General features: G+C 75.4%; 19 protein-coding genes and 1 pseudogene. 7 read left to right on the forward strand and 13 right to left on the reverse strand.

The window, feature by feature from the left end; all coding sequences use genetic code 11:
* Window positions 1-18 precede the first annotated feature (18 nt).
* The 10 genes from EDJALFJO_RS27535 to EDJALFJO_RS27580 form a co-directional block, all read right to left on the reverse strand.
* Window positions 19-1,542 (reverse strand): S1C family serine protease, encoded by a 1,524-nt coding sequence (locus tag EDJALFJO_RS27535; protein ID WP_198950709.1) that lies wholly within the window; start codon window positions 1,540-1,542, stop codon window positions 19-21.
* 919 nt (window positions 1,543-2,461) lie between these two features.
* Entirely contained in the window at window positions 2,462-2,767 is a 306-nt protein-coding gene (locus tag EDJALFJO_RS27540; RefSeq protein WP_233150069.1) for a hypothetical protein, read from the reverse strand.
* A gap of 313 nt (window positions 2,768-3,080) precedes the next feature.
* A complete protein-coding gene (locus tag EDJALFJO_RS27545; RefSeq protein ID WP_198950710.1) occupies window positions 3,081-4,757 on the reverse strand; it encodes a cell wall metabolism sensor histidine kinase WalK in 1,677 nt (558 codons plus the stop codon).
* On the reverse strand, window positions 4,754-5,461 hold the full coding sequence (locus EDJALFJO_RS27550; RefSeq protein ID WP_088289529.1) for a response regulator transcription factor: 708 nt from the start codon (window positions 5,459-5,461) through the stop codon (window positions 4,754-4,756). Before EDJALFJO_RS27550 ends, EDJALFJO_RS27545 begins: the two co-directional genes overlap by 4 nt.
* Complete coding sequence (locus tag EDJALFJO_RS27555) at window positions 5,442-5,660, reverse strand: hypothetical protein (protein ID WP_088289530.1); 219 nt, start codon at window positions 5,658-5,660, stop codon at window positions 5,442-5,444. The genes EDJALFJO_RS27550 and EDJALFJO_RS27555 overlap by 20 nt, the downstream gene beginning before the upstream one ends.
* A gap of 57 nt (window positions 5,661-5,717) precedes the next feature.
* Entirely contained in the window at window positions 5,718-6,599 is an 882-nt protein-coding gene (locus EDJALFJO_RS27560; protein ID WP_198950711.1) for an FAD:protein FMN transferase, read from the reverse strand.
* Window positions 6,596-7,123, reverse strand: coding sequence for an FMN-binding protein (locus EDJALFJO_RS27565; protein WP_088289531.1), 528 nt, complete (start codon window positions 7,121-7,123; stop codon window positions 6,596-6,598). The genes EDJALFJO_RS27560 and EDJALFJO_RS27565 overlap by 4 nt, the downstream gene beginning before the upstream one ends.
* Window positions 7,124-7,138: 15 nt before the next feature.
* Window positions 7,139-8,584, reverse strand: a complete 1,446-nt coding sequence (locus EDJALFJO_RS27570; RefSeq protein ID WP_088289532.1) for a ferric reductase-like transmembrane domain-containing protein — start codon at window positions 8,582-8,584, stop codon at window positions 7,139-7,141.
* A 151-nt stretch (window positions 8,585-8,735) separates the two neighbouring features.
* Window positions 8,736-9,104 carry a hypothetical protein gene (locus tag EDJALFJO_RS27575; protein ID WP_143448823.1) on the reverse strand — a complete coding sequence of 123 codons (369 nt, stop codon included), beginning with the start codon at window positions 9,102-9,104 and terminating at the stop codon, window positions 8,736-8,738.
* A 77-nt stretch (window positions 9,105-9,181) separates the two neighbouring features.
* Window positions 9,182-10,825: a DNA repair helicase XPB gene (locus EDJALFJO_RS27580; RefSeq protein WP_088289534.1), complete on the reverse strand. Its 1,644-nt coding sequence runs from the start codon at window positions 10,823-10,825 to the stop codon at window positions 9,182-9,184.
* A 157-nt stretch (window positions 10,826-10,982) separates the two neighbouring features.
* On the opposite strand from EDJALFJO_RS27580, the gene trxB reads away from it, so the two are divergent.
* The 3 genes from trxB to EDJALFJO_RS27595 are packed head-to-tail and all read left to right on the forward strand — an operon-like array spanning window position 10,983 to window position 12,835.
* Window positions 10,983-12,029, forward strand: a complete 1,047-nt coding sequence (gene trxB, locus EDJALFJO_RS27585) for a thioredoxin-disulfide reductase (RefSeq protein ID WP_088289535.1) — start codon at window positions 10,983-10,985, stop codon at window positions 12,027-12,029.
* Window positions 12,023-12,568 (forward strand): peroxiredoxin, encoded by a 546-nt coding sequence (locus tag EDJALFJO_RS27590; protein ID WP_088289536.1) that lies wholly within the window; start codon window positions 12,023-12,025, stop codon window positions 12,566-12,568. Before trxB ends, EDJALFJO_RS27590 begins: the two co-directional genes overlap by 7 nt.
* Window positions 12,569-12,607: 39 nt before the next feature.
* A complete protein-coding gene (locus EDJALFJO_RS27595; RefSeq protein ID WP_088289537.1) occupies window positions 12,608-12,835 on the forward strand; it encodes a glutaredoxin in 228 nt (75 codons plus the stop codon).
* On the opposite strand, the gene EDJALFJO_RS27605 is transcribed toward EDJALFJO_RS27595, so the two are convergent.
* The 3 genes from EDJALFJO_RS27605 to EDJALFJO_RS27615 all read right to left on the reverse strand — a co-directional run bounded on the left by EDJALFJO_RS27605 (window position 12,836) and on the right by EDJALFJO_RS27615 (window position 17,269).
* Window positions 12,836-15,664 carry a helicase-associated domain-containing protein gene (locus EDJALFJO_RS27605; RefSeq protein WP_198950712.1) on the reverse strand — a complete coding sequence of 943 codons (2,829 nt, stop codon included), beginning with the start codon at window positions 15,662-15,664 and terminating at the stop codon, window positions 12,836-12,838. It abuts the gene before it with no gap.
* Between the two features lie 93 nt (window positions 15,665-15,757).
* The gene (locus tag EDJALFJO_RS27610) at window positions 15,758-16,219 is read right to left on the reverse strand and encodes a hypothetical protein (RefSeq protein ID WP_088289539.1); all 462 of its coding nucleotides are present in this window, start codon (window positions 16,217-16,219) and stop codon (window positions 15,758-15,760) included.
* 141 nt (window positions 16,220-16,360) lie between these two features.
* Window positions 16,361-17,269, reverse strand: a complete 909-nt coding sequence (locus EDJALFJO_RS27615; RefSeq protein ID WP_088289540.1) for an LLM class flavin-dependent oxidoreductase — start codon at window positions 17,267-17,269, stop codon at window positions 16,361-16,363.
* 137 nt (window positions 17,270-17,406) lie between these two features.
* On the opposite strand from EDJALFJO_RS27615, the gene EDJALFJO_RS27620 reads away from it, so the two are divergent.
* The 4 genes and pseudogenes from EDJALFJO_RS27620 (at window position 17,407) to EDJALFJO_RS27635 (ending at window position 19,646) form a co-directional block, all read left to right on the forward strand.
* Window positions 17,407-17,733, forward strand: a complete 327-nt coding sequence (locus EDJALFJO_RS27620; RefSeq protein WP_143448825.1) for a hypothetical protein — start codon at window positions 17,407-17,409, stop codon at window positions 17,731-17,733.
* A gap of 114 nt (window positions 17,734-17,847) precedes the next feature.
* Window positions 17,848-18,180 (forward strand): annotated as a pseudogene (locus EDJALFJO_RS27625) (PadR family transcriptional regulator); the annotation flags it as partial.
* A 131-nt stretch (window positions 18,181-18,311) separates the two neighbouring features.
* A complete protein-coding gene (locus EDJALFJO_RS27630) occupies window positions 18,312-18,908 on the forward strand; it encodes a hypothetical protein (RefSeq protein WP_088289543.1) in 597 nt (198 codons plus the stop codon).
* Window positions 18,909-19,052: 144 nt separating this feature from the next.
* The gene (locus EDJALFJO_RS27635) at window positions 19,053-19,646 is read left to right on the forward strand and encodes a hypothetical protein (RefSeq protein ID WP_088289544.1); all 594 of its coding nucleotides are present in this window, start codon (window positions 19,053-19,055) and stop codon (window positions 19,644-19,646) included.
* Window positions 19,647-19,683 lie beyond the last annotated feature (37 nt).

The following is a 19,683-nucleotide window of genomic DNA, read 5'->3' on the forward strand; positions in this document are numbered from 1 at the left end:
CGCCCGGGTCCGGGCGGCCTACTGGCCGGAGGTCGGGCGCGTCCCGAGGGTGACGTCGACCTTCTGCGTCGAGCCGCCGCGGACGACGGTCAGCGAGACGGTCGTGCCGGGCTTGCGCTCGCGGATCTGGGCGACGAGCGAGTCGGCGCCGCTGACGGCCTCGCCGTCGATGGCGACGACCGCGTCACCGGTCCTGAGCCCGGCCTTCGCCGACGGCCCGTCGGCGGCCACCGACTGCAGGATCGCGGCCTGGCGCTGCGCGCCGTCCGCCGACGCGGTGCCCTCGCTCAGGGAGACGCCCATCCAGGCGTGCTGGGCGGTGCCGTTCTTGACGAGCTGGTCGGCGACGTCCTTCGCGGCGTTGATCGGGATCGCGAAGCCGAGGCCGATGCTGCCGGACTGGCTGCTGCCGGCCACCGCGCCGAGCGAGGCGATCGACGAGGTGATGCCGATGACCCGGCCGCGGCTGTCGACGAGCGCGCCGCCGCTGTTGCCGGGGTTGACAGCGGCGTCGGTCTGGATCGCGTTCGTCACGACCGCCTCGCCGCTGCTGCCGAGCGGGGTCTGGCTCTCCGACGCGGACGTCGTCACCGGCCGGTCGACGGCGCTGACGATGCCGGTCGTCACGGTGTCCGAGAGGCCCAGCGGGTTGCCGAGCGCCATGACGGCGTCCCCGACGCGGACCGACGAGGAGTCGCCGAGCGTCGCGGCCTTGAGGCCGGACGGCGCCGCGTCGAGCTTGATGACCGCGAGGTCCGTCGCCGGGTCGCGGCCGACGATCGACGCGTCGAACGTGCGCCCGTCGGAGAGCACGACCTGGATCGTCCCGCCGTTCGCGGCTTCCGAGACGACGTGGTTGTTCGTGAGGATGCGGCCGCTCGTGTCGAGGATGACGCCGGAGCCCTCGCCGGAGCTCTGGCCGGCCTGGACCTTCACCGAGACGACGCTCGGCTCGACGGCCGCCGCGACGTCGCCCCAGTTCGGGGACGTCACGTTGCCGCTGTCCACCGGTGCCTTGCCGGTGCCGGCCGCGGGGCTCGAGGAGGTCGTCGTCACGGTGCCGCCGGAGTCGTCCGTCGCGGTGACGATGCCGGCGGTGAGCAGGCTCGACAGGACCGCGGCGCCGGCGCCCATCGCGACGACCCCGCCCCAGCCCGGGCGGCGGTCGCGCCGGTCACGGCCGGGCGGTGGCGGGACGGGCGGGAAACCGCCGTGGCCGGGGCCGCCGTACGGCTGGCCCGGCGGAGCCGGCTGGGGGGTCTGGTACGCCTGCCCGCCGAACAGCGGGGACGCCGGCGGCGGCCAGCCGGCGCCGAGCGGCTGGGTCTGCGGACCGGCCGGGGCGACTGGCGTGGCCGGCGTGGCCGGCGCGGACGCTGCGGACGGTGCGGACGCCGCGGGGTACTCCGGAGAGGCTGCCACCGGGGCGGTCACGGGGGCGGTCACGGGGGCCGTCGCCGCCTCCGGCGGCGTCCCGCCGCCGGCCGGCGCCGCCCAGGGGGCGCGCCAGTGGTCGGGGCGGGGGTCCGTGGTCTGGGTCATCGCGGTCACCTCTGTCGTGGACTTGGTGACTCCTATGGGACCCCCTGCCGCTGGGCGGACCCTCCGACGACCCTGGGAGTTGACTGGGAGCCTGCGACGGCGGCGGGGTCCTGGCCGGGGCCGAGGACGTGGGATCCAAAACGCGGCGGCCGGCAGGACGCTCGCGCGTCCGGCCGGCCGAGCCGGGTCCGCTGTGGGGCGGGACCTGGGCCGAGTGCTCCTGCCGGGTCAGTCCCGGTCGGAGGTGTCGGTCAGGGGCGGGGAGGACAGCCGGACCCGCTTGGGGTTGGCCACGGTGGTCAGACCCACGGAGCGGTCGTCGTCGGCGGGCTGGTTGGTGTTCGTCATCCACGTCTCCTCGTCGAGCTGTGTCGGTTCGAGCTGTTCCGGGCGAGCCGGCGGTCGTGCGGTGCGTCGGGCCCCGCCGGTCCGTGCGGACGGGCGAGCGGTTGGCGCGGGGTGCGACCCTGTCGGGCCGCCCCCGCGGCAAGGATCCTCGTGGTCCGAGGTGTCCTGTGCGTTTCCCGATGGGAACATCCTCGTCAAGGTCGTACCCACACCTTGTGTTCCCGAACACAGGTGCAACGAACGTCACACTTGTTGGTCACGGCGCGCGAAAACGCTTGCATCCCAACGGGATCCTGTGCGCGGACGACCAGAGCCGGTCCGGACCCGTTGTGGTGCAACGGTTCCGGCCGCCGATGGCAGCCCCGGCGGGTGCCCCGACGACGATCATCGCGGCTCGGCACCGGCCCGGGCTGCCCGACGCAACGGTGTGGGAACGGTCACGCCGCAACGGGGGACGCGCGGACGCCGGACGCCCGAGGGCCGAACGGCCGAGACCGCGGAGCCGGGACGTGCGACGGGGCGCCGCGGCGTGGCCGCGGCGCCCCGTCGTGGAGCGGGTGGGTCGGTCGCCTCAGGCGACGCCGACGACCTGCGACGCGAGCTCGCGGTCGCGGGCGGCCACGAGGACGCGGAACCGGCCCGGTGTGCCGGGCATCGAGCCCACGGGCTGGATGACGGCGCGCAGGCCGACGTCGGCGAGGCACTCCTCGACGAAGTAGAGGCTGTCGCGGCTGATCTCGGCGACCGGGACGAGCCGGTTCGGGCTCGGCGCCGGCGCGACCGCGTCGAGCAGACGCGTCCAGCGCGACCTGTGGTCGGCGGTGCGCGCCTCGCGGGTGGTGGCGGATGCGTGGATCGGGGCGGACATGTGGGTCATCACTCCTGTAGGGGTGACCAAGGGGGTCCCGTCGGCGCGCCGTCGCGCCGGGCGAGGTCCGGCGGCCGCTGCGAGGCGGCTCCGCCGCTCGTCCCGTCAGAGGTGCCGGGTCGCGGTCACCCTGTCCGAGAACGCTTTCATTCTCTCACTCCGTCGGCATCCGCGCCCCCGCGGAGAACCCGTACGACCAAACCGTGAGGGGGATCACGAGATGGGTGAACAACCCTCCTCCGGGCGGTCAACCTCTGGAGGGTTGTGCATCCCAAAACGTGAGTTTGGGGTGAACAACCCGCCAGAGGACGGTGGGGGAGGGTTAGTCGGGGGGCGCTGCCGGGAGGGTCACGCGGAAGGTCGCGCCACCGCCGGGCGTCGTCCGGACGCCGACCTGGCCGTGGTGCGCCGACACGACGGCGGACACGATCGACAGGCCCAGGCCCGAGCCGCCGCCCTTGCCGCGCTGGCGGGAGGAGTCGGCCCGGTAGAAGCGCTCGAAGATCTTCGCGGCGTGCTCGGGGGAGAGCCCCTGTCCGTGGTCACGGACCTCGAGGACCGCTGAGCGGGTGCCGTCCGGCCCCGTCTCCGTGCCGACGGCGACCTCGACGGGGGTGCCGGGCGCGGTGTGCCGGACGGCGTTCGCGACGAGGTTCGCGACGACCTGGCGGAGCCGGTCCTCGTCGCCGACGACGCCCGAGGGGACGGGTCCGACGTCGGGCCGCAGCCCGACGAGCTGGACGGGGCGGTTCGGGTCGAGGCCGCGGGCGTCGTGGACGGCGTCGCCGGCGAGCACCGTGAGGTCGACGCGCTCGACCCGGCCGGGCCGCTGCTCGTCGAGCCGGGCGAGGAGCAGCAGGTCCTCGACGAGGCCGCCCATCCGGGTCGCCTCGTCCTCGATGCGGCGCATGGTGCGCGGGACGTCGTCCGTGGGGACGGCGCCCTGCCGGTACAGCTCGGCGAACCCGCGGATCGCGGCGAGCGGCGTCCTCAGCTCGTGGGAGGCGTCGGCGGCGAACCGGCGGGTCCGCGCCTCGGAGGCCTCCCGGGCGCGGAAGGCCGCCTCGATGTGGCTGAGCATCGTGTTGAGGGAGGCGGTGAGCCGGCCGACCTCGGTCGTCGTGGGCCGCTCCTGGATCCGGCGGGAGAGGTCCCCGCCGGCGATGAGCGCGGCCGTCTCCTCGACCTCGACGAGCGGGCGGAAGGCCCGCCGGATCGCCAGCCAGCCGAGCAGCGCGAAGACGGCGATCGCCGCACCACCGATGCCGAGCGTGAGCTGCCGCAGGGTGCGCACCGAGGCGTCGACCTGCGAGGTCGGCAGCGCGAGCGTCACCGTGCCCGGGTAGGACGACAGGCTGAGCGAGGGCCGGACCCCGACCGGGACGACGACGGCGCGCCACGGCGTCCCGTCCGCGGACTCGAGCTGGAAGACCGCGCCGTCGAGCTCCTCGGCCTGCGCGTAGCTGACGTCGGTGAAGACCGGGGTGGCCCGCTCGGGCCCGGAACCGTTGGTGCTGTTGAGGTCCGGCCGGGACGGCACGGTGACCCGGGTGGCGAACTGGGCGGGCCCGCGGCGGTCGTCGTCGTCGGTGCGGGTGAGCCCGGAGAGCAGCCGGTTGTCGCCGCCGACCGCCTGCTCGTAGGTCGCCTTGAGCTGGTCGTCGAGCTGCTGGACGAGGTAGCCGCGCAGCACCCACTGGACGCCGAACCCGGTCGCCGCGAGCGCGAGGAGCAGGGTGCCGACGAGGACGGCGACGAGCTGGGTGCGCAGCGGGATCGCCGCGAGCCGGGAACCGGCGGCGCGGGCCGGTGCGTCGTCCGGCGCCTCCGCTGCGTCGGCCGGTGCGTCGTCCTGCGCCGGGTCCGCCCCGGGGGTCACGTCGACGGCCTCGGGGGCGGGGCCGGCGAAGAGGTTCACCGGGGGTTCGGTCCGGGAGCCGGCACGCACCGGGTCCGGCCCGAAGGCCGCGACGTCGATGCCGCGGGTCGGCTCGCTCATGCCTCGGGGGGCAGCCGCAGGACGTAGCCGACGCCGCGCCGGGTGTGGATGAGCGGCGGGTCGACGTGGTCGATCTTGCGGCGCAGGTAGGAGATGTAGGACTCGACGATGCCGGACTCGCCGTTGAAGTCGTACGCCCAGACGTGGTCGAGGATCTGGGCCTTCGACAGCACGCGGTTCGGGTTGAGCATGAGGTAGCGCAGGAGCTTGAACTCCGTCGGCGACAGGTCGACGAGCTTGCCCGCGCGGCGCACCTCGTGGGAGTCCTCGTCGAGCTCGAGGTCCTCGAAGACGAGACGGCCGGTGTCGGGGTCGCCGCCCACGCCCGTGCGGCGCAGCACGGCGCGGATCCGGGCGACGACCTCCTCGAGGCTGAACGGCTTCGTGACGTAGTCGTCCCCGCCGACCGTGAGCCCCTGCACCTTGTCCATCGTCTCGTCGCGCGCGGTGAGGAACAGGACGGGCATCTCCCGGCCGCGCTCGCGGAGCTTGCGGGTCACGGTGAAGCCGTCGAGGTCCGGGAGCATCACGTCGAGGACGACGAGGTCCGGGCGGTGCTGCTCGGCGAGCTTCAGCGCCTGGGCGCCGTCCTCGGCCGGGAACACCTCGAAGCCGGCGAAGCGCAGGCTCGCGGTGAGGAGCTCGCGGATGCTCGGCTCGTCGTCGACGACGAGCAGCCGCGCCTCAGGGGTCTTGTCTGCCACCTGACCAGTCTCTCTCGTCCTGCTGTGAACTCGCTGGGAGACTGCTGTGCGGTCCGTGCACGGTGTGCAGGGTGAGGTCGGCCGGCGGCACGCTCAGGGCGACGACGGCCGCGACGAGGAGCACCGACGGCCCCAGGGCGGCGTCCCACGTGAGGACGGCCGGGGCGGTCGGCGTCGCGTGCCGGGGCCGCAGGCGCATGGTGACGGGATCGGACCCGGCACGGTCCGCCTTGAGGGCCCGGCGGCCACGCGTCGGTCAGGACGGCGGGCCGGTGACCGTCCGCACGTCGCCGCGACCGTCGACGAGGACGACCGCGTGGTCGGCCAGCGTCGACGCCCACTGCGCGGCGTCCGCGCCGCGGACGAACGCCGCCGTCGCGTAGACGTCCGCCCAGGTCAGGCTCGGGCCGACGACCGTCGCCGAGAGCAGCCCGGACGGCGCGGCGCCGGTCGCCGGGTCGACGATGTGGGCGCCCCGCGCCGCCGTGCCCGACGTCGCGACCGCGCCGCGGCGCAACGGCACCGTGAGCAGCATCCGGCTGCGCATCCGCGGGTCCTCGACGCCGACCGTCCAGTCCGGGGTGTCCGTGCGTGCACATCCGACGACGACGTCGCCGCCGGCCGACAGGAGCACGTCGTGCGGGCCGAGCGCGGCGAGCCGGTCGACGAGCCGGTCGAAGGCCTGCTCGGCGGCCCAGCCCTTGACGAGGCCGGTCGGGTCGAACACGGGCCGGGCCCCGGCGGCCGGCGGCAGCCAGGCGGAGAACGCCCCTCCGGTCCGTTCCGCGGCCTCGTCGCAGAGAGCGGCGACACGACGGACCCGCTCCGGGGCGTCCTCGAGGCGCAGCTCTCCGCGCCGCATCCGGCTCACCGGGCTCTCCGGCTTCCACGTGCTGAACATCGCGTCGTCGGCGCGCAGGTCGGCGAACGCCGCCTCGACGGCGCGGGCGACGCGGTCGTCGCGGGCGAGCGGCCCGCGGACGTGGACGCTCATCGGCAGCCCCATGACCTGCTCGACGAACGAGCGCCGGGGCTGCTCGACGATCGGCGTCGCGCCGTCGAGGGCCGGGGCGGCGGCCGGGTCGGTGCCCGGGTCGGCGTCCGGGCGGACCGTCCGGGCCTGGCCCGGGACGGTCACAGGTGGGCCTGGTCGATGGCGGACTGCAGGGACTGGACGTAGCCGTCGCTGGTGACGGTGGCGCCGGAGACGGCGTCGATGTTCGCGCTCTGGGCGGCGGTGACCTCCTCGGCGAGCACGGGCAGCGCGTAGGAGTTGATCTGCTCGTCCCGGTGGTTCCCCTGCGGGTACTGGACCGCCTCGGACTTCGTGATCTTGCCGTTCTTCACGGTGATCTCGACCTGGACGACGCCCCAGCGGGTCATGACCGCGTCGCCGGTGTAGGTGCCGGAGGACGACGAGGAGCCGGACGACGACCCGGACGACGAGCCGGACGACGAGCCGGACGACGAGGCTTCGTCCGAGGACGTCGAGCCGTCGGCCGACGTGTCTGCGGAGGCGGTCCCGTCGGACTGCCCGGCCGCCGTCCCGCCGGCCGTCCCGGTGCTCGCGAGCGCCGTCCCCGAGTTCGTGCTCGTGTGGTAGCTGAAGAGCAGCACGAGACCGCTGAGGGTGCTCATGAGGCCGATCGCGATCCTGCGCATGGGGTGCCGTTCTCCTTACCAGGTGAAGCGTTCGTCGTGGATGTGGGTGCTGGGGACGCCGGCGGTGGTGGCGGCGGTGCGGGCGGCGTCCATCCAGGTGTCTGCGCCGCAGAGGTAGACGTCGTGGTGGGCGATGTCGGGGACGAGCTGGGTGAGGGCCTGGGCGTCGGTGAGGTGCGCGGCGGTGGCGGGCAGCCAGGAGGGGGTTCCGTCCCGGCGGCGGGCGCGGGGGCCGAGGACGTAGTAGACGCGGTGGCCGCGGGCGGCGGCGAGGGCGTCCAGCTCGTGCTTGAGGACGAGGTCACCGGTGTCGCGGGCGCGGTAGACCAGGGTGATGTCGCCGGGGGCGGCGGGGAGCTCCTCGAGCAGGGCGCGCAGTGGGGTGATGCCGATGCCGGAGGCGAGGAGGGTGACCTTGCGCCGGGTGCGGACGCCTTCGTGGAGGCGGCCGTAGGGCCCTTCGATGGCGACCCGGGTCCCGGGGCGCAGGTGCTCGAGCCGGCGGGAGTCGTCGCCGAGGTCCTTGACGGTGATCCGCAGGGTGCTGGGGGTGGGTGCGGCGGACAGGGAGTACGGGTGGGCGCGGGTCCAGCCGGGGCCGTCGAGGAAGCGCCAGCTGAAGAACTGGCCGGCGGCGACGGGGAGCCGGTGCAGGTGGCGGCCGCGCATGTGGACCGAGACGACATCGGGGCTCTCGCGGACCACGTGGGTGACCCGCAGGTCGTGGGTCAGGGTCCGGTAGACCGGCATCCCGACCCGGTAGACGAGGACGGCGGCTGCGGCGGCGGCCCACAGGGTCCACCAGTAGACGGTGGCGACGGTGCTGGAGAGGAACTCCTGGCCGGTCCAGAGCTGGTGGGGCAGGGCGAGGCCGACGCCGAGGTAGGCGTAGAGGTGGAGCAGGTGCCAGGACTCGTAGCGCAGCTTCTTGCGGGCCTTGCGGATGCTGGTGACGGTGACCAGGACGAGCAGCAGGGTGCCGGCGGCGGCCAGGAGCATGCCGGGGTAGTCGACGACGAACGACCACAGCTCGGCGACCGGGTCGGTCGAGTACTGGGCGGCGTACCCGAGGGTGATGAAGAGCAGGTGGGCGGCCATCAGGGTGAAGGAGGTGAACCCGACGAGGCGGTGCCGGCGGGCCAGCTCGTCCTGGCCGTAGGAGCGTTCCACGAGCGGGATCCGGGCCATCAGGAGCACCTGCACCAGCAGCAGGTCCGCCGAGACCAGCCCGGTGAGGCGGCCGATGCTGGTCAGCCCGGACGCCCACCCGCCGAGGTCCTGCAGGCCGCCACCGGCCACCCACAGCCCGACCACCACGAGCATGCTCGCCCAGGTCGACGACCCGACCAGGTCACGCCACCACGCCGGCACCCGCACGGACCTCCACGTCGGCACGACGGCCGCGGGCCTGTACCGGGGGTCACCGGTACCGAGCGGCCGCCGGTCAGCGGTCATGGTCATCGTCAGGCTCCTGGAGGCATGGCGTGCGGCCGCCGGGTGCGGCTGCTTCCTGAGATCAACCGTGGGGCCCGAACCTGAGAGGTTCCTGTGGGGGACCTATCCGCCAGGTTGTCGTGCGGCGTCGCGGCCTGTGATCCGCGGCACAGGGCCGTCAGGACGTCGACGCCAGCGGCCGCCGGCGCGCGAGCGACACGATCCCGGCCGCGCCGAGGACGACGCCCTCGTCCCGCAGGACGAGGTCGGCGCCGTGCGCGAGCAGCACGACCACGTCAGCCGTCGACGCCCGCGCCGGCAGCGTCGCGAGGACCGCCGCAGCGGGGAAGCGCGCCCGTACCGCGTCGACGGTCGGGGCGTCGGCGCTGCTCACCCACACGACGTCCGGGACGTCGTGCGACACCAGGGCCTCGGCGAGCGGCGCCTCGTGCACGTCGGCCCCGCCCGGCAGCGCTGCCGAGAGGGCGTCGCCGAGCGTCGGCTGCGCCGAGAACGCCCGGACGACGTGGAGCACATGGGTGGTCATGCCCCGACTGTCCCGCGACCGGCTCGGAACCCGATGACCACTACCTGTGAGTCGTCTGGGCGCCGGCCGGCCCACAGTCAGGCCTGGAGGACGTCGTCCGCGTCGACGATCCGGTAGGCGTAGCCCTGCTCGGCGAGGAAGCGCTGCCGGTGCGCCGCGAAGTCCTGGTCGAGGGTGTCGCGGGCGACGATCGCGTAGAACCGCGCCGAGCGGCCGTCCGCCTTCGGGCGCAGCACCCGGCCGAGGCGCTGGGCCTCCTCCTGGCGGGACCCGAACGACCCGGAGACCTGGATGGCGACCGAGGCCTCCGGCAGGTCGATGGAGAAGTTCGCGACCTTGCTCACGACGAGGACCGTGATCTCGCCCTGGCGGAACGCCTCGAAGAGTCGCTGCCGCTCCTTGACGGTCGTGTCGCCCTTGAGGACGGGGCAGTCGAGCCGCTCCCCGAGGTCGTCGAGCTGGTCGAGGTACTGGCCGATGACGAGCGTCGGCTCGCCCTTGTGCTGGGCGACGAGCTTCTCGACGACCTTCGACTTCTGCTCGGCGGTCGAGCACAGCCGGTAGCGCTCCTCGGGCTCGGCCGTCGCGTAGAGCAGCCGGTCCCGCTCCGGGAGGGTCACCCGGACCTCGACGCAGTCGGCCGGGGCGATGTAGCCCTGGGCCTCGATGTCCTTCCACGGGGCGTCGTACCGCTTGGGCCCGATGAGGGAGAAGACGTCGCCCTCACGGCCGTCCTCACGGACGAGCGTCGCGGTGAGGCCGAGCCGGCGGCGGGCCTGCAGGTCGGCCGTCATCCGGAAGATCGGCGCCGGGAGCAGGTGCACCTCGTCGTAGACGACGAGGCCCCAGTCGCGGGCGTCGAAGACCTCGAGGTGGCTGTAGACGCCCTTCCGCTTGGTCGTCATGACCTGGTAGGTCGCGATCGTCACGGGGCGGATCTCCTTGCGGGACCCGGAGTACTCGCCGATCTCCTCCTCGGTGAGCGAGGTCCGCTTGAGCAGCTCGTCGCGCCACTGCCGGGCCGACACGGTGTTCGTCACGAGGATGAGCGTCGTCGCGCGGGCCTTCGCCATCGCCGCGGCACCGACGATCGTCTTGCCGGCACCGCAGGGGAGCACGACGACGCCCGAGCCGCCGTGCCAGAAGTTGTCGACGGCCTGGCGCTGGTAGTCGCGCAGCACCCAGCCGTCCTCGGCGAGGTCGATCGCGTGCGCCTCGCCGTCCACGTAGCCGGCGAAGTCCTCGGCGGGCCAGCCGAGCTTGAGGAGCACCTGCTTGAGGTGCCCGCGCTCGCTCGGGTGGACGGCGACGTGCTCACGGTCGATCCGGGCGCCGACGAGCGGGATGACCTTCTTGCTCCGGAGCACCTCCTCGAGCACGGGCAGGTCGATCGCGTGGAGGACGAGCCCGTGGGTCGGGTGCTTGAGCAGCTGGAGGCGCCCGTAGCGGGCCATCGTCTCGGCGACGTCGACGAGCAGCGCGTGCGGCACGGGGTAGCGCGAGTGCTCCAGGAGGACGTCGACGACCTGCTCGGCGTCGTGCCCCGCGGCCCGGGCGTTCCACAGGCCCAGCGGGGTGAGCCGGTAGGTGTGCACGTGCTCCGGGGCGCGCTCGAGCTCCGCGAACGGGGCGATCGCCTGGCGGCAGGCGTCGGCCGCGGGGTGGTCCACCTCGAGGAGCAGGGTCTTGTCGGACTGGACGATGAGCGGTCCGTCGGTCACGTGGTGCCTTCCGTGGGGGGACGTCCGGTGCCAACGTCGGCCGGGGGCGTCTGCTTCCACCCAGGGTAGGAGTCCCGTGGCCCGCTCAAGTTCACCCGGGCGCAGGCCGACCACCTGATCGTGAACGCGCAGGCCGGGACGGCGACGGAGGTGGCAGGTGCAGGAGCCTGACCACAGCCGGCTCGTCATCATCGGCGGCGGCCCGGCCGGGTACACCGCGGCGCTCTACGCGGCCCGCGCGGGCCTCGAGCCGATCTGCATCGAGGGCTTCGAGGCCGGTGGCCAGATCGCCAAGTCCGCCCGGGTGGAGAACTTCCCGGGCGCACCGGGCATCACGGGCGCCGACCTGTCCTGGCGGATCCGCGAGCAGGCCGAGGAGTTCGGCACCCGGATCGTCGTCGACGACGTCATCGACGTCGACTTCTCCCGGCGGCCCTTCGTCGTCGTCGCCGCCGGTGGGCTGTTCACCGGGGACGCCGTCATCGTCGCGACCGGCTCCAAGCCCCGCTCCCTGGGCCTGCCCGGGGAGAACGACCTCGTCGGGCGCGGCGTGGCCTACTGCGCGATCTGCGACGGCGCCTTCTACGAGGGGCAGGACGTCGTCGTCGTGGGCGGCGGCAACGCGGCGCTCAGCGAGGCCCTGCAGCTCGCCCGGATCGCCGCGAAGGTCACGCTCGTGCACCGGCGCTGGCAGTTCCGCGCCGAGTCGATCGTCGAGGACGCCGTCCGCAACGAGGAGCGGATCGACATCGTCCTGCCGACCGTCGTCGACGAGCTCGTCACCGACGAGACCGAGTGCCTCAGCGCCGTGACGCTGCGCCACCTCACGACCGGCGACCGCGCCCGGCTCGACGTCCACGGGCTCTTCGTCGCCGTCGGGCACGAGCCGGCGAGCGCGCTCTTCGCTCCCTACCTCAAGACCCACAGCGGGCACATCGTCACGACCCCGGGCGGGACGGCGACGTCCGTCCAGGGTGTCTTCGCCGCCGGGGACGTCGTCGACGCCCGGTACCGGCAGGCCATCACCGCGGCCGCCTCCGGCTGCATGGCGGCCCTCGACGCCGAGCGGTGGCTCTCCACGAGCGAGGCGGCCGACGCGGCCGCCGAGGGCGGCCTCACGAGCGCCCCCCCAGACCACAGTGACCCGGAGTCTGCCGCGGTCCCTGCACCCCGCCCCGTTCCCTCCCAGGAGACGCGATGCTGATCGGCCGGCCGGCACCGGACTTCCGGATGCTCACCACCAAGGACCCCAACACCCTCGAGCACGAGGCGACCCTGGCCGACTACCAGGGGCGCTGGCTGCTGCTGTTCTTCTACCCGTCGGACTTCACGTTCGTCTGCCCGACGGAGATGCTCGCGCTCAACGCCGCGCTCCCGGAGTTCGCCGACCTCGGCTGCGACGTCCTCGGGGTCAGCACCGACGGCGTCTTCGCGCACATCGCGTGGATGGAGTTCCACATCGGGACGCTCGACTACCCGCTCGCGAGCGACCGGTCGCAGGCCGTGTCCCGCGCGTACGGCGTCCTCGACGAGAACGGCTGCGCGGCCCGCGCGGTGTTCCTCGTCGACCCCGAGGGGGTCGTCCGCTTCGAGACCGTCTACGACGACCGGGTCGGCCGCAGCATCGACGAGATCCTGCGCGTCCTGCAGTCGCTCCACAAGCCCGGGCGGACCTTCGCCCAGTACACCTCGCCGCCCCGGCCCCGGAACGCCGACTGCAACCCGGCCCTCACGACCGCCTGACCCCGCCCGCCTCCGCCCCCCCCTGCAAGGAGACCGACCATGTCCACCGTCGTGCTGTACTCGGCGACCGGGTGCCCGCTGTGCGCCCGGTACCGACAGATCCTCGAGGACAAGAGCATCGCGTACACCGAGCTCAACACGACCGACGACCCGAGCCTGCTCGGGGAGCTGGCGAAGAAGGGCATCCGGATGGTGCCGACGGTGTTCGTCGGTGACAAGTTCGTCGCGGGCTTCCGACCGTCCAGCCTGCTCGAGCTGCTCAGGTAGTCAGCCGCCGGTCCCCATGGAGACCGCGACGACGACGGCGACCGCGAGCACGATGAACGCGGACACGCCTCCGAGCACGATCCAGCCGGTGCGGGCGAGCCGCTGCGCCTGCTGCGGGTCGGTCGCGTTCCGGCTGAGTGCGATCGCGCCGAGGATGACGGCGGGCAGGCCCGCCAGGGTGAAGTAGCAGGACGTCGTGGCGAGGGCCGACAGCACGACGAGGACGATCATCGACGCGGGTGTGGGCCGGGGGAACGCGTAGCCGGGCGGCGGGCCGTAGCCGGGCGGGCTGCCGTAGTACGGGACCGGCGGCCCGTACTGCGGGGACGGCGCCCCGTAGGGAGCGGACGGCGGCCCGTAGGGAGCGGACGGCGGCCCGTAGGGGCCGGGCGGTGGCCCGGACGCGGGCGGCGGCGACCCGTACGGCGGAACCCCGTGCGGCTCGCCCGCAGACTCCCCAGCCATGACCGTGCCCCCCTCGTGCCGACGCCCGGACCCTAGCGGAGCGGGCGGGCGGGCCGCCGTCAGGCGGGTGCGACGCCGAACACCCGGTGCACGGAGAGCGTGCGGACCTGCTCGGCGCCGCGGTCGAAGACCTCGATCCGGCCGGCGTCGACGCGCAGCGGGTCGACGAGGCGCCGGGAGGCGGTGCCGCCGGCGTCCGCGACGCCGATCCACAGCGGCCTGCGGTCGGCGGCGGCGTCCCGCAGGATCGCGAGCACCCCGGCCGGGTCCATCGGCGCGAGCTCCGGGCCCTCGCCGATGTCGGAGCGGATCGTGGCGCGCGCCGTCCGGGCTCTCGGCGGCGGGCGCCAGGCCCATCGAGCGCAGCACCTGCAGCACCGTGTCCGGGCCGGCCTGGGCCGAGACGACGGTCGGCGCCAGCCGGCGCAGCCGCAGCGTCGAGGCCCGCTTGTCGGCGAGCACCTCCGACAGCGCCGCCTCGTCGTCGCAGCGGATGTACGAGCCCGCCGCTCCGACCCGGACCCGGCCGTGCCGCCGGGCGGTGTCCGTGACGAGGTACTCCAGCGGCTGCGGCACCGGGGTCCGGCTCCAGGCGGTGAGCCCGCTGAGCATGTCGTCGCCGGTGCGGCCGGCGTCCAGGGCCCGGCGCACGGAGGCCGGCGTGAACCGGTAGACGGTGGCACCCCCGCGGCTCTCGACGTCCGCCATGAGCGCGAGGTCGCGGGCGAGCCCCGGCTCGAGCGGGCCGGGGGCGACGGCGGTGAGGTCCGCCTGCAGCAGGACGTGGTCGACCGGCTCGGGCAGGACGGCGGCCAGCGCGTCGGCCGCCGCGGCGAGCGCGTCGGCGCTGTCGAGCGCCGGCCAGCCGCCCGGACCCGTTGCGGCGGAGGCGGTCTGGGCGTCCGGCGGGCCGAGCAGGGCACGACCGTGGTCGGCGAGCGCGCCGGCCCCGGTGACGCCGAGCCAGGCCGCCTCGACGAGCGCCCGGTCGACGAGCAGCGACCGCATCCGGCCGGTCCGGCGCGGGGCCGCGGTGTCGACGCGCGCGTGCACCGACGCGGGGTCGACGACGGCCGCGGCGTCCGACGCCGACGCCTTCGCCTCGCCGAGCGTGCGCAGGACGAGGGCCCGCACCTCCGGTGCCGAGGCGCGCTCGACGGTGGGGGACAGGGCCGTGCGGACGGCGTCCCGCTCGTCGCGCGTGCCGACCAGGCCCGGGCAGCGCGTCGTCGTGAGCCACGCTCCGGCGAGCACCGCCCAGCGGTCGGGCACCTCGAGCGCGAGCCAGCCGTCGAACGCGGGGGTCGGCGCGAAGTGCGGGTCGGCCTCGCCGTCGTCGGCGACGAGCCCCGCGGCGTAGGCGACCTCGACGACGAGTGCCGCGGTGGCGTCGTCCACCTCGAGCGCCTGGGCGGTCCGGCGCTGCTCGCGGACGCCGAGCCCGCCGGAGCGCAGCACGGGCGGCGGCGTCGTGCCCCACAGCTCACCGAGCGCCTCGACGAGCCGGGCGGCCTCCGCGGCGGCCCCGGCGGCCGTCCCGCGGACCGCGGCCTTCGAGCGGTCCCGGACCGTCAGGGCGGGCGGGCCGGTCACCGTGGTCCGGTGCACCTTCCCGCCGCGCAGCACGAGGCCGACCTCGCGGGGCAGGACGACGTGGCCGGCGTCCGCGACCGCGAGCAGGCCGTGCGCGAGGAGCCACTCGACCGGGCCGGTCGCGCTCGCCCGCCGGACGGCGCGGTCGGCGTCCGGGAGCGCGCCGACGGGCGGCCCCCAGACGAGCCGGTCCAGGACGGTCCGGACGCCGTCCGGGGCACCGGCGAGCAGGGCGTCGAGGGCGTCCGCGGTGCCGAGGTGCTCGGCGAGGCGGGTGAGCGCGGTCTCCGGATCGCCGGTCGCGGGCAGCCCGAGGTCCTCGAGGAGCTCGGCCAGGCGTGCGGGGCTCCGGCGGCCGAGCGCCTCCGCGAGCGGCGGGCCGAGGCCCGCGGGGTGGGCGCCGAGCACGTCCCGCGCCGTCCGGACCAGGCGCAGGGCGCGTGGGGTGCCCCAGACGAGGGCGAGGTCGCGCAGGTCGTCGAGGACGTCCCCGGCCGGCGCGCCCCAGCGCCGGCTCACCTCGCCGGTCGTCGTCGGCTCGGGCAGCACCGCGAGCACCTCGACGACCTGGAGCGCAGGTGCGGGGAGCCCGTCGAGAACCCGCTGGACGCTCGCGCGGCTCGTCGCCCGGGCGCCGAGGGTCGTCAGGTCGGCCGGCAGCGGGACGCCGAGGTCGGGACGGCGCGCCAGGAGCCGCGCGAGCGCGCCGTCGTCCCGCCGGCGCAGGTCGTCGGCCAGGCTGCGCGGTGCGTCACGGCGGGCGGGGGGCATCCGTACAACGGTACGCGGTCGGGGTGCGGGCGGCCGGGCGGGTCGGTGCGGCGGGGCGTCGACGACGGCCCGCCGCACCGGTGGACCGGCCGGTCAGCCGGTCGCCGCGATGTACGTGCCCGCAGCCCCGTTGGGGTGGAGCAGGACGACGGGCGCGACGCACGGCTGCGGCACGTCCACGGTCGCGCGGATGTCCGCGTCCCCGGCGGTGTCGAACGGGACCGCGACGGTGAGCGCGCCGTCCTTGCCGTTGCACACGAGGCTCGCGGCGAGCGCCGGCACCGGGTTGGGCACGGCGTTGCCCGGGATGACGAGGCCCCGGACCTTCGCCACGAGCAGACCGTCACGGGTCACGACGACCTTGCTCTCGCTGCCGGCGACCCAGGGCCGGCCGCCGGGGTTGACGGTGAACAGGGCCGGCCCGCCCGCAGCGGGCGGGGTCGACCCGGCGACGCCGGAGCGAAGCAGCAGACCGGCGCCGTCGTCGCCGGCGCTGGCCGGGGAGACCGCGAACGCGGCGGAGGCGGCGAGCAGCGCGACGGCCGCGCCGCCCACCGGCTGCGCGGGAGGAGGGTGCGGAGGGATCGGGATGGGTGGACATGCGTCGCTCCCCGGGGAGGCCTGTGCCGACGGGCGTCGGCTCCCGGGACACGTCGCCGGGCGGTGTCCGGTTCGATCTGTGCGGCGCTCGTGCGCTCAGCGGCGCGCGGGCTCGACCTTCTGCAGGTCGGGCAGCATCGCGGCGACGTCGTCGAGGACCGACTCGGGCGCGTCGTAGACGGGCGCGCCGGGCAGCGGCCAGTGCGCGACGACGTCGGTGAAGCCGAGCGCGGCGGCCCGGCCGACGACCTCGGCGAGGTAGCCGGCCGAGACGAGCGCGAAGGTCGGCGCGGCGTCGACGGACAGGTACCGGCGCAACGTCGCCGGGTCGCGGCCGTCGGCGGCGAGGGCCTCGTCGACCTGGTCGGACAGCCGCGCGACGCCGTCCCACCAGGCGTCGTCGGTGCCGGCCTCGCTGCGCCGCAGGGTGCCCGTCGTGGCCCAGCCCTCGCCGCGGCGGACCGCGAGCCGGACCGTCCGGGGGCCGTTCGCCGCGATGACGAACGGCAGCCGGGGACGCTGCACGCACGCGACGGTCGTCCGCGCGTCGACGGCGCGGTAGGAGGAGCCGTCGTGCGTCGTCGACGCCCCGGTGAGCACCATGTCGAGGACGTCCACGAACTCCTCGAAGCGCGAGGCGCGGCCGCCGGGCGTGAGCTCCGGCTCGCCGAGCACCCGCGCGTCGTGGCCCGTGCCGCCGGCCCCGATGCCGAGGACGGCACGGCCGCCGCTGATGTCGTCCAGGGCCGCGAGCTCGCGGGCGAAGGGCACCGGGTGCCGGTAGTTCGGGGACGCCACCCAGGTGCCGAGCGGCGCCCGGCGGGTCACCGTCGCGGCCGCGACGAGGGTGGGAACCGTTGCGCCCCAGGGGGTTCCTTCGAGCGGGTCCCACGTGAGGTGGTCGTAGGTCCAGAGGTGGTCGTAGCCGTCCGCCTCGGCCCGCCGCCACTGGTCGGCCTGCTCGGACCACGGACGCTGGGGAAGGATGATGAGACCGATGCGCACGGCGCGACGCTACCGGGTCTGGCCCGGGAGGCGTCCGGTGCGAGAGGATCCGGCCGGCAGGGCGACCTGCCCGTCGCCGCCCCGACGTCGTCCGCGGACCGCCGCCCCGGTGGTCCGCCCCGTCGGCAGGAGCGGTCATGACCCCGGCAGCAGCACCCCTCGGCCCGTCCTCACCCGTGCGCGTCGCCGACGAGGCCGCCTGGCGCCCGCTCGAGGTGTGGGCCGTCCTGTGCCTCGTCGGCGGCGCCTTCGCCGTCCCGCTCGTGCTCCCGACGCTCGGGGCGCTGCTCGCCGTGCTGTCCTCGCGGTGGCGGCCGTGGACCCGGGTCGTGGTGGCGGTCGCCGTCCTCGCGCCCTTCGGGCTGCGGCCGGTCTCCGGCGTCGCGGTCGTCGTCGCGCAGACCGTCACCGCGACCGTGTCGGGCGTCCTGCTCGCGTTCGCGCTGCGCCGTCCGGCGGACTGACGGGCCCGGCCGGCCGCCCCGTCCGGTCGGACCGTCCGGTCGGACCGCCCGGTCGGACCCTCCGGCTGCATCGGATGCTTGCGTCGCACGGTACCGGCGGCTACCTTGTGACGCATGGAACCGGGTGAGGCACGGCAGGTGCTGCCCCAGCTGCGCCGCGGCGCGCTGGAGTACTGCGTGCTCGCCCTGCTCCGCGGGCAGCCGCGGTACGGGTTCGACCTCGTCCGCGAGCTCAGCGAGGCCGACGGCCTGCTCACCAGCGAGGGCACGATCTACCCGCTGCTCTCGCGGCTGCGCAAGGACGGTCTCGTCACGACGACGTGGCAGGAGTCGGACGCCGGCCCGCCGCGGCGGTACTACGCGCTGACGGCCGACGGCCGGTCGGCGTTGGAACGGTTCGTCGTCGACTGGCGTCGGTTCCGCGACGGTGTCGACCGGGTCCTCGGGACGACGCCGGCGCCCGGCCCGGGGAGGGGACGGGTCGCCACGGCGGCCGGCGGTACGGACGGCGGCCAGGTCGGCACCGTCACGAGCAGCACTGGCACGGGCGAGCAGCCCGGCCCCGGGAGGAGCGCATGATGTCGGTAGGCCTGGACCACCCGGAGGTGACGCGGTTCCTCGCGCGCCTCGACGACGCGGCGGCCGCGCTGCCGCCGGGGCGCCGCGAGGAGCTCGTCGCGGAGATCCGCGACCACCTGCGGGACGCGCTGTCGGTCGGTGCGGGCGACGAGGCCGCCCTCCGGGAGACGCTCGACCGGCTCGGCGACCCCGCGGACATCGTCGCCGCCGAGGCGGACGGGGCGCCGTCCGCCGCGTCCGCCGCACCTGCCGCGCCCGTCTGGCAGACCGGCCCGCCCGGGCAGCAGCCGTGGCCGGCGCCGCGGGTCTCGCCGTGGGGCGGGCTCGAGATCGCCGCGGTCCTGCTGCTCACGGCGGGGACGGTCGTCGTCCCGGTCGTCGGGCCGCTCGTCGGGCTCGTCCTCGCCTGGGTCTCCGAGCGCTGGACCCGCCGCGAGAAGGTCGTCGCGACCGTGCTCACGCTGCTGCCGGTGGCCGTGCTCGTCGCCGGCGCCCTCGCCGTCCTCGTCGCGGTGCCGACGAGCTCGAGCACGACGTTCGACTCGACCGTGCCGGCACCGGTCGTCGAGACCGCCCCCGCCGTCCCCGCTCCCTGACCCGTCTGCCCTCCGGAGGAACGTCGTGTTCGTCGGCTCGCTCGTCGTCCTGCCCGTGCTCGTCGTCGCACTGCTCGGCCCCGTCATCGCCGGTGCCTATCTCGCCGTCCGGCTGAACCGCCGGGGCCAGTGATGTCCGTGGGGGTGACGCACCCCCTCGTCGTGGACTGGCTCGCCCGGCTGGACGCCGCGGCGCGCGCGGCCGGGGTAACGGCCTCCCGGCGCGCCGAGCTCGCCGCGGAGCTGGGCGACCACGTCGCCGCGGCGCTCGGTGAGGCGGCGGACGACGTCACGGTCCGCGCCGCGCTCGACCGGCTCGGCGACCCGGAGGACGTCGTCGCGGCCGAGCAGGGCCCGGACCTCGTCCCGCCCGTCGCGCCGGTCGCGTCCGCCGTACCTCAGGCGGCACCCGCCGGGTGGAGCGCGCTCGAGGTGCTCGCCGTCCTCGCGCTCGTCGGGGGCGGGTTCGTCGTCCCGGTGCTCGGCCCGCTCGTCGGTCTCGCGCTCGCCGCGGGCTCCCCGGTCTGGAGCCGTCGGGACACGCGGGTCACCGCCGTGCTCGTCGCCGGCCCGGTCGTGCTCTGGGCCGGGTTCGCCGTCGCCCTCTACCTCGGCGGCGGCAGCCTCTTCGGCCTGCACCCGGCCGAGCTGCTCCTGCTCGGCGCCCTCCTGTCGCCGCTCACCGCGCTGGTCGCCGGCGTGCGGCTGGCGCTGCGGGTCGGTCGCCGGGGCGCCTGAGCGGCGCAGGCGGCGTCCGCTGTCCAGAAACTGCACT

The sequence above is a fragment of the Kineosporia sp. A_224 genome (genome assembly GCF_002198655.1).
GTDB lineage: Bacteria > Actinomycetota > Actinomycetes > Actinomycetales > Kineosporiaceae > R-H-3.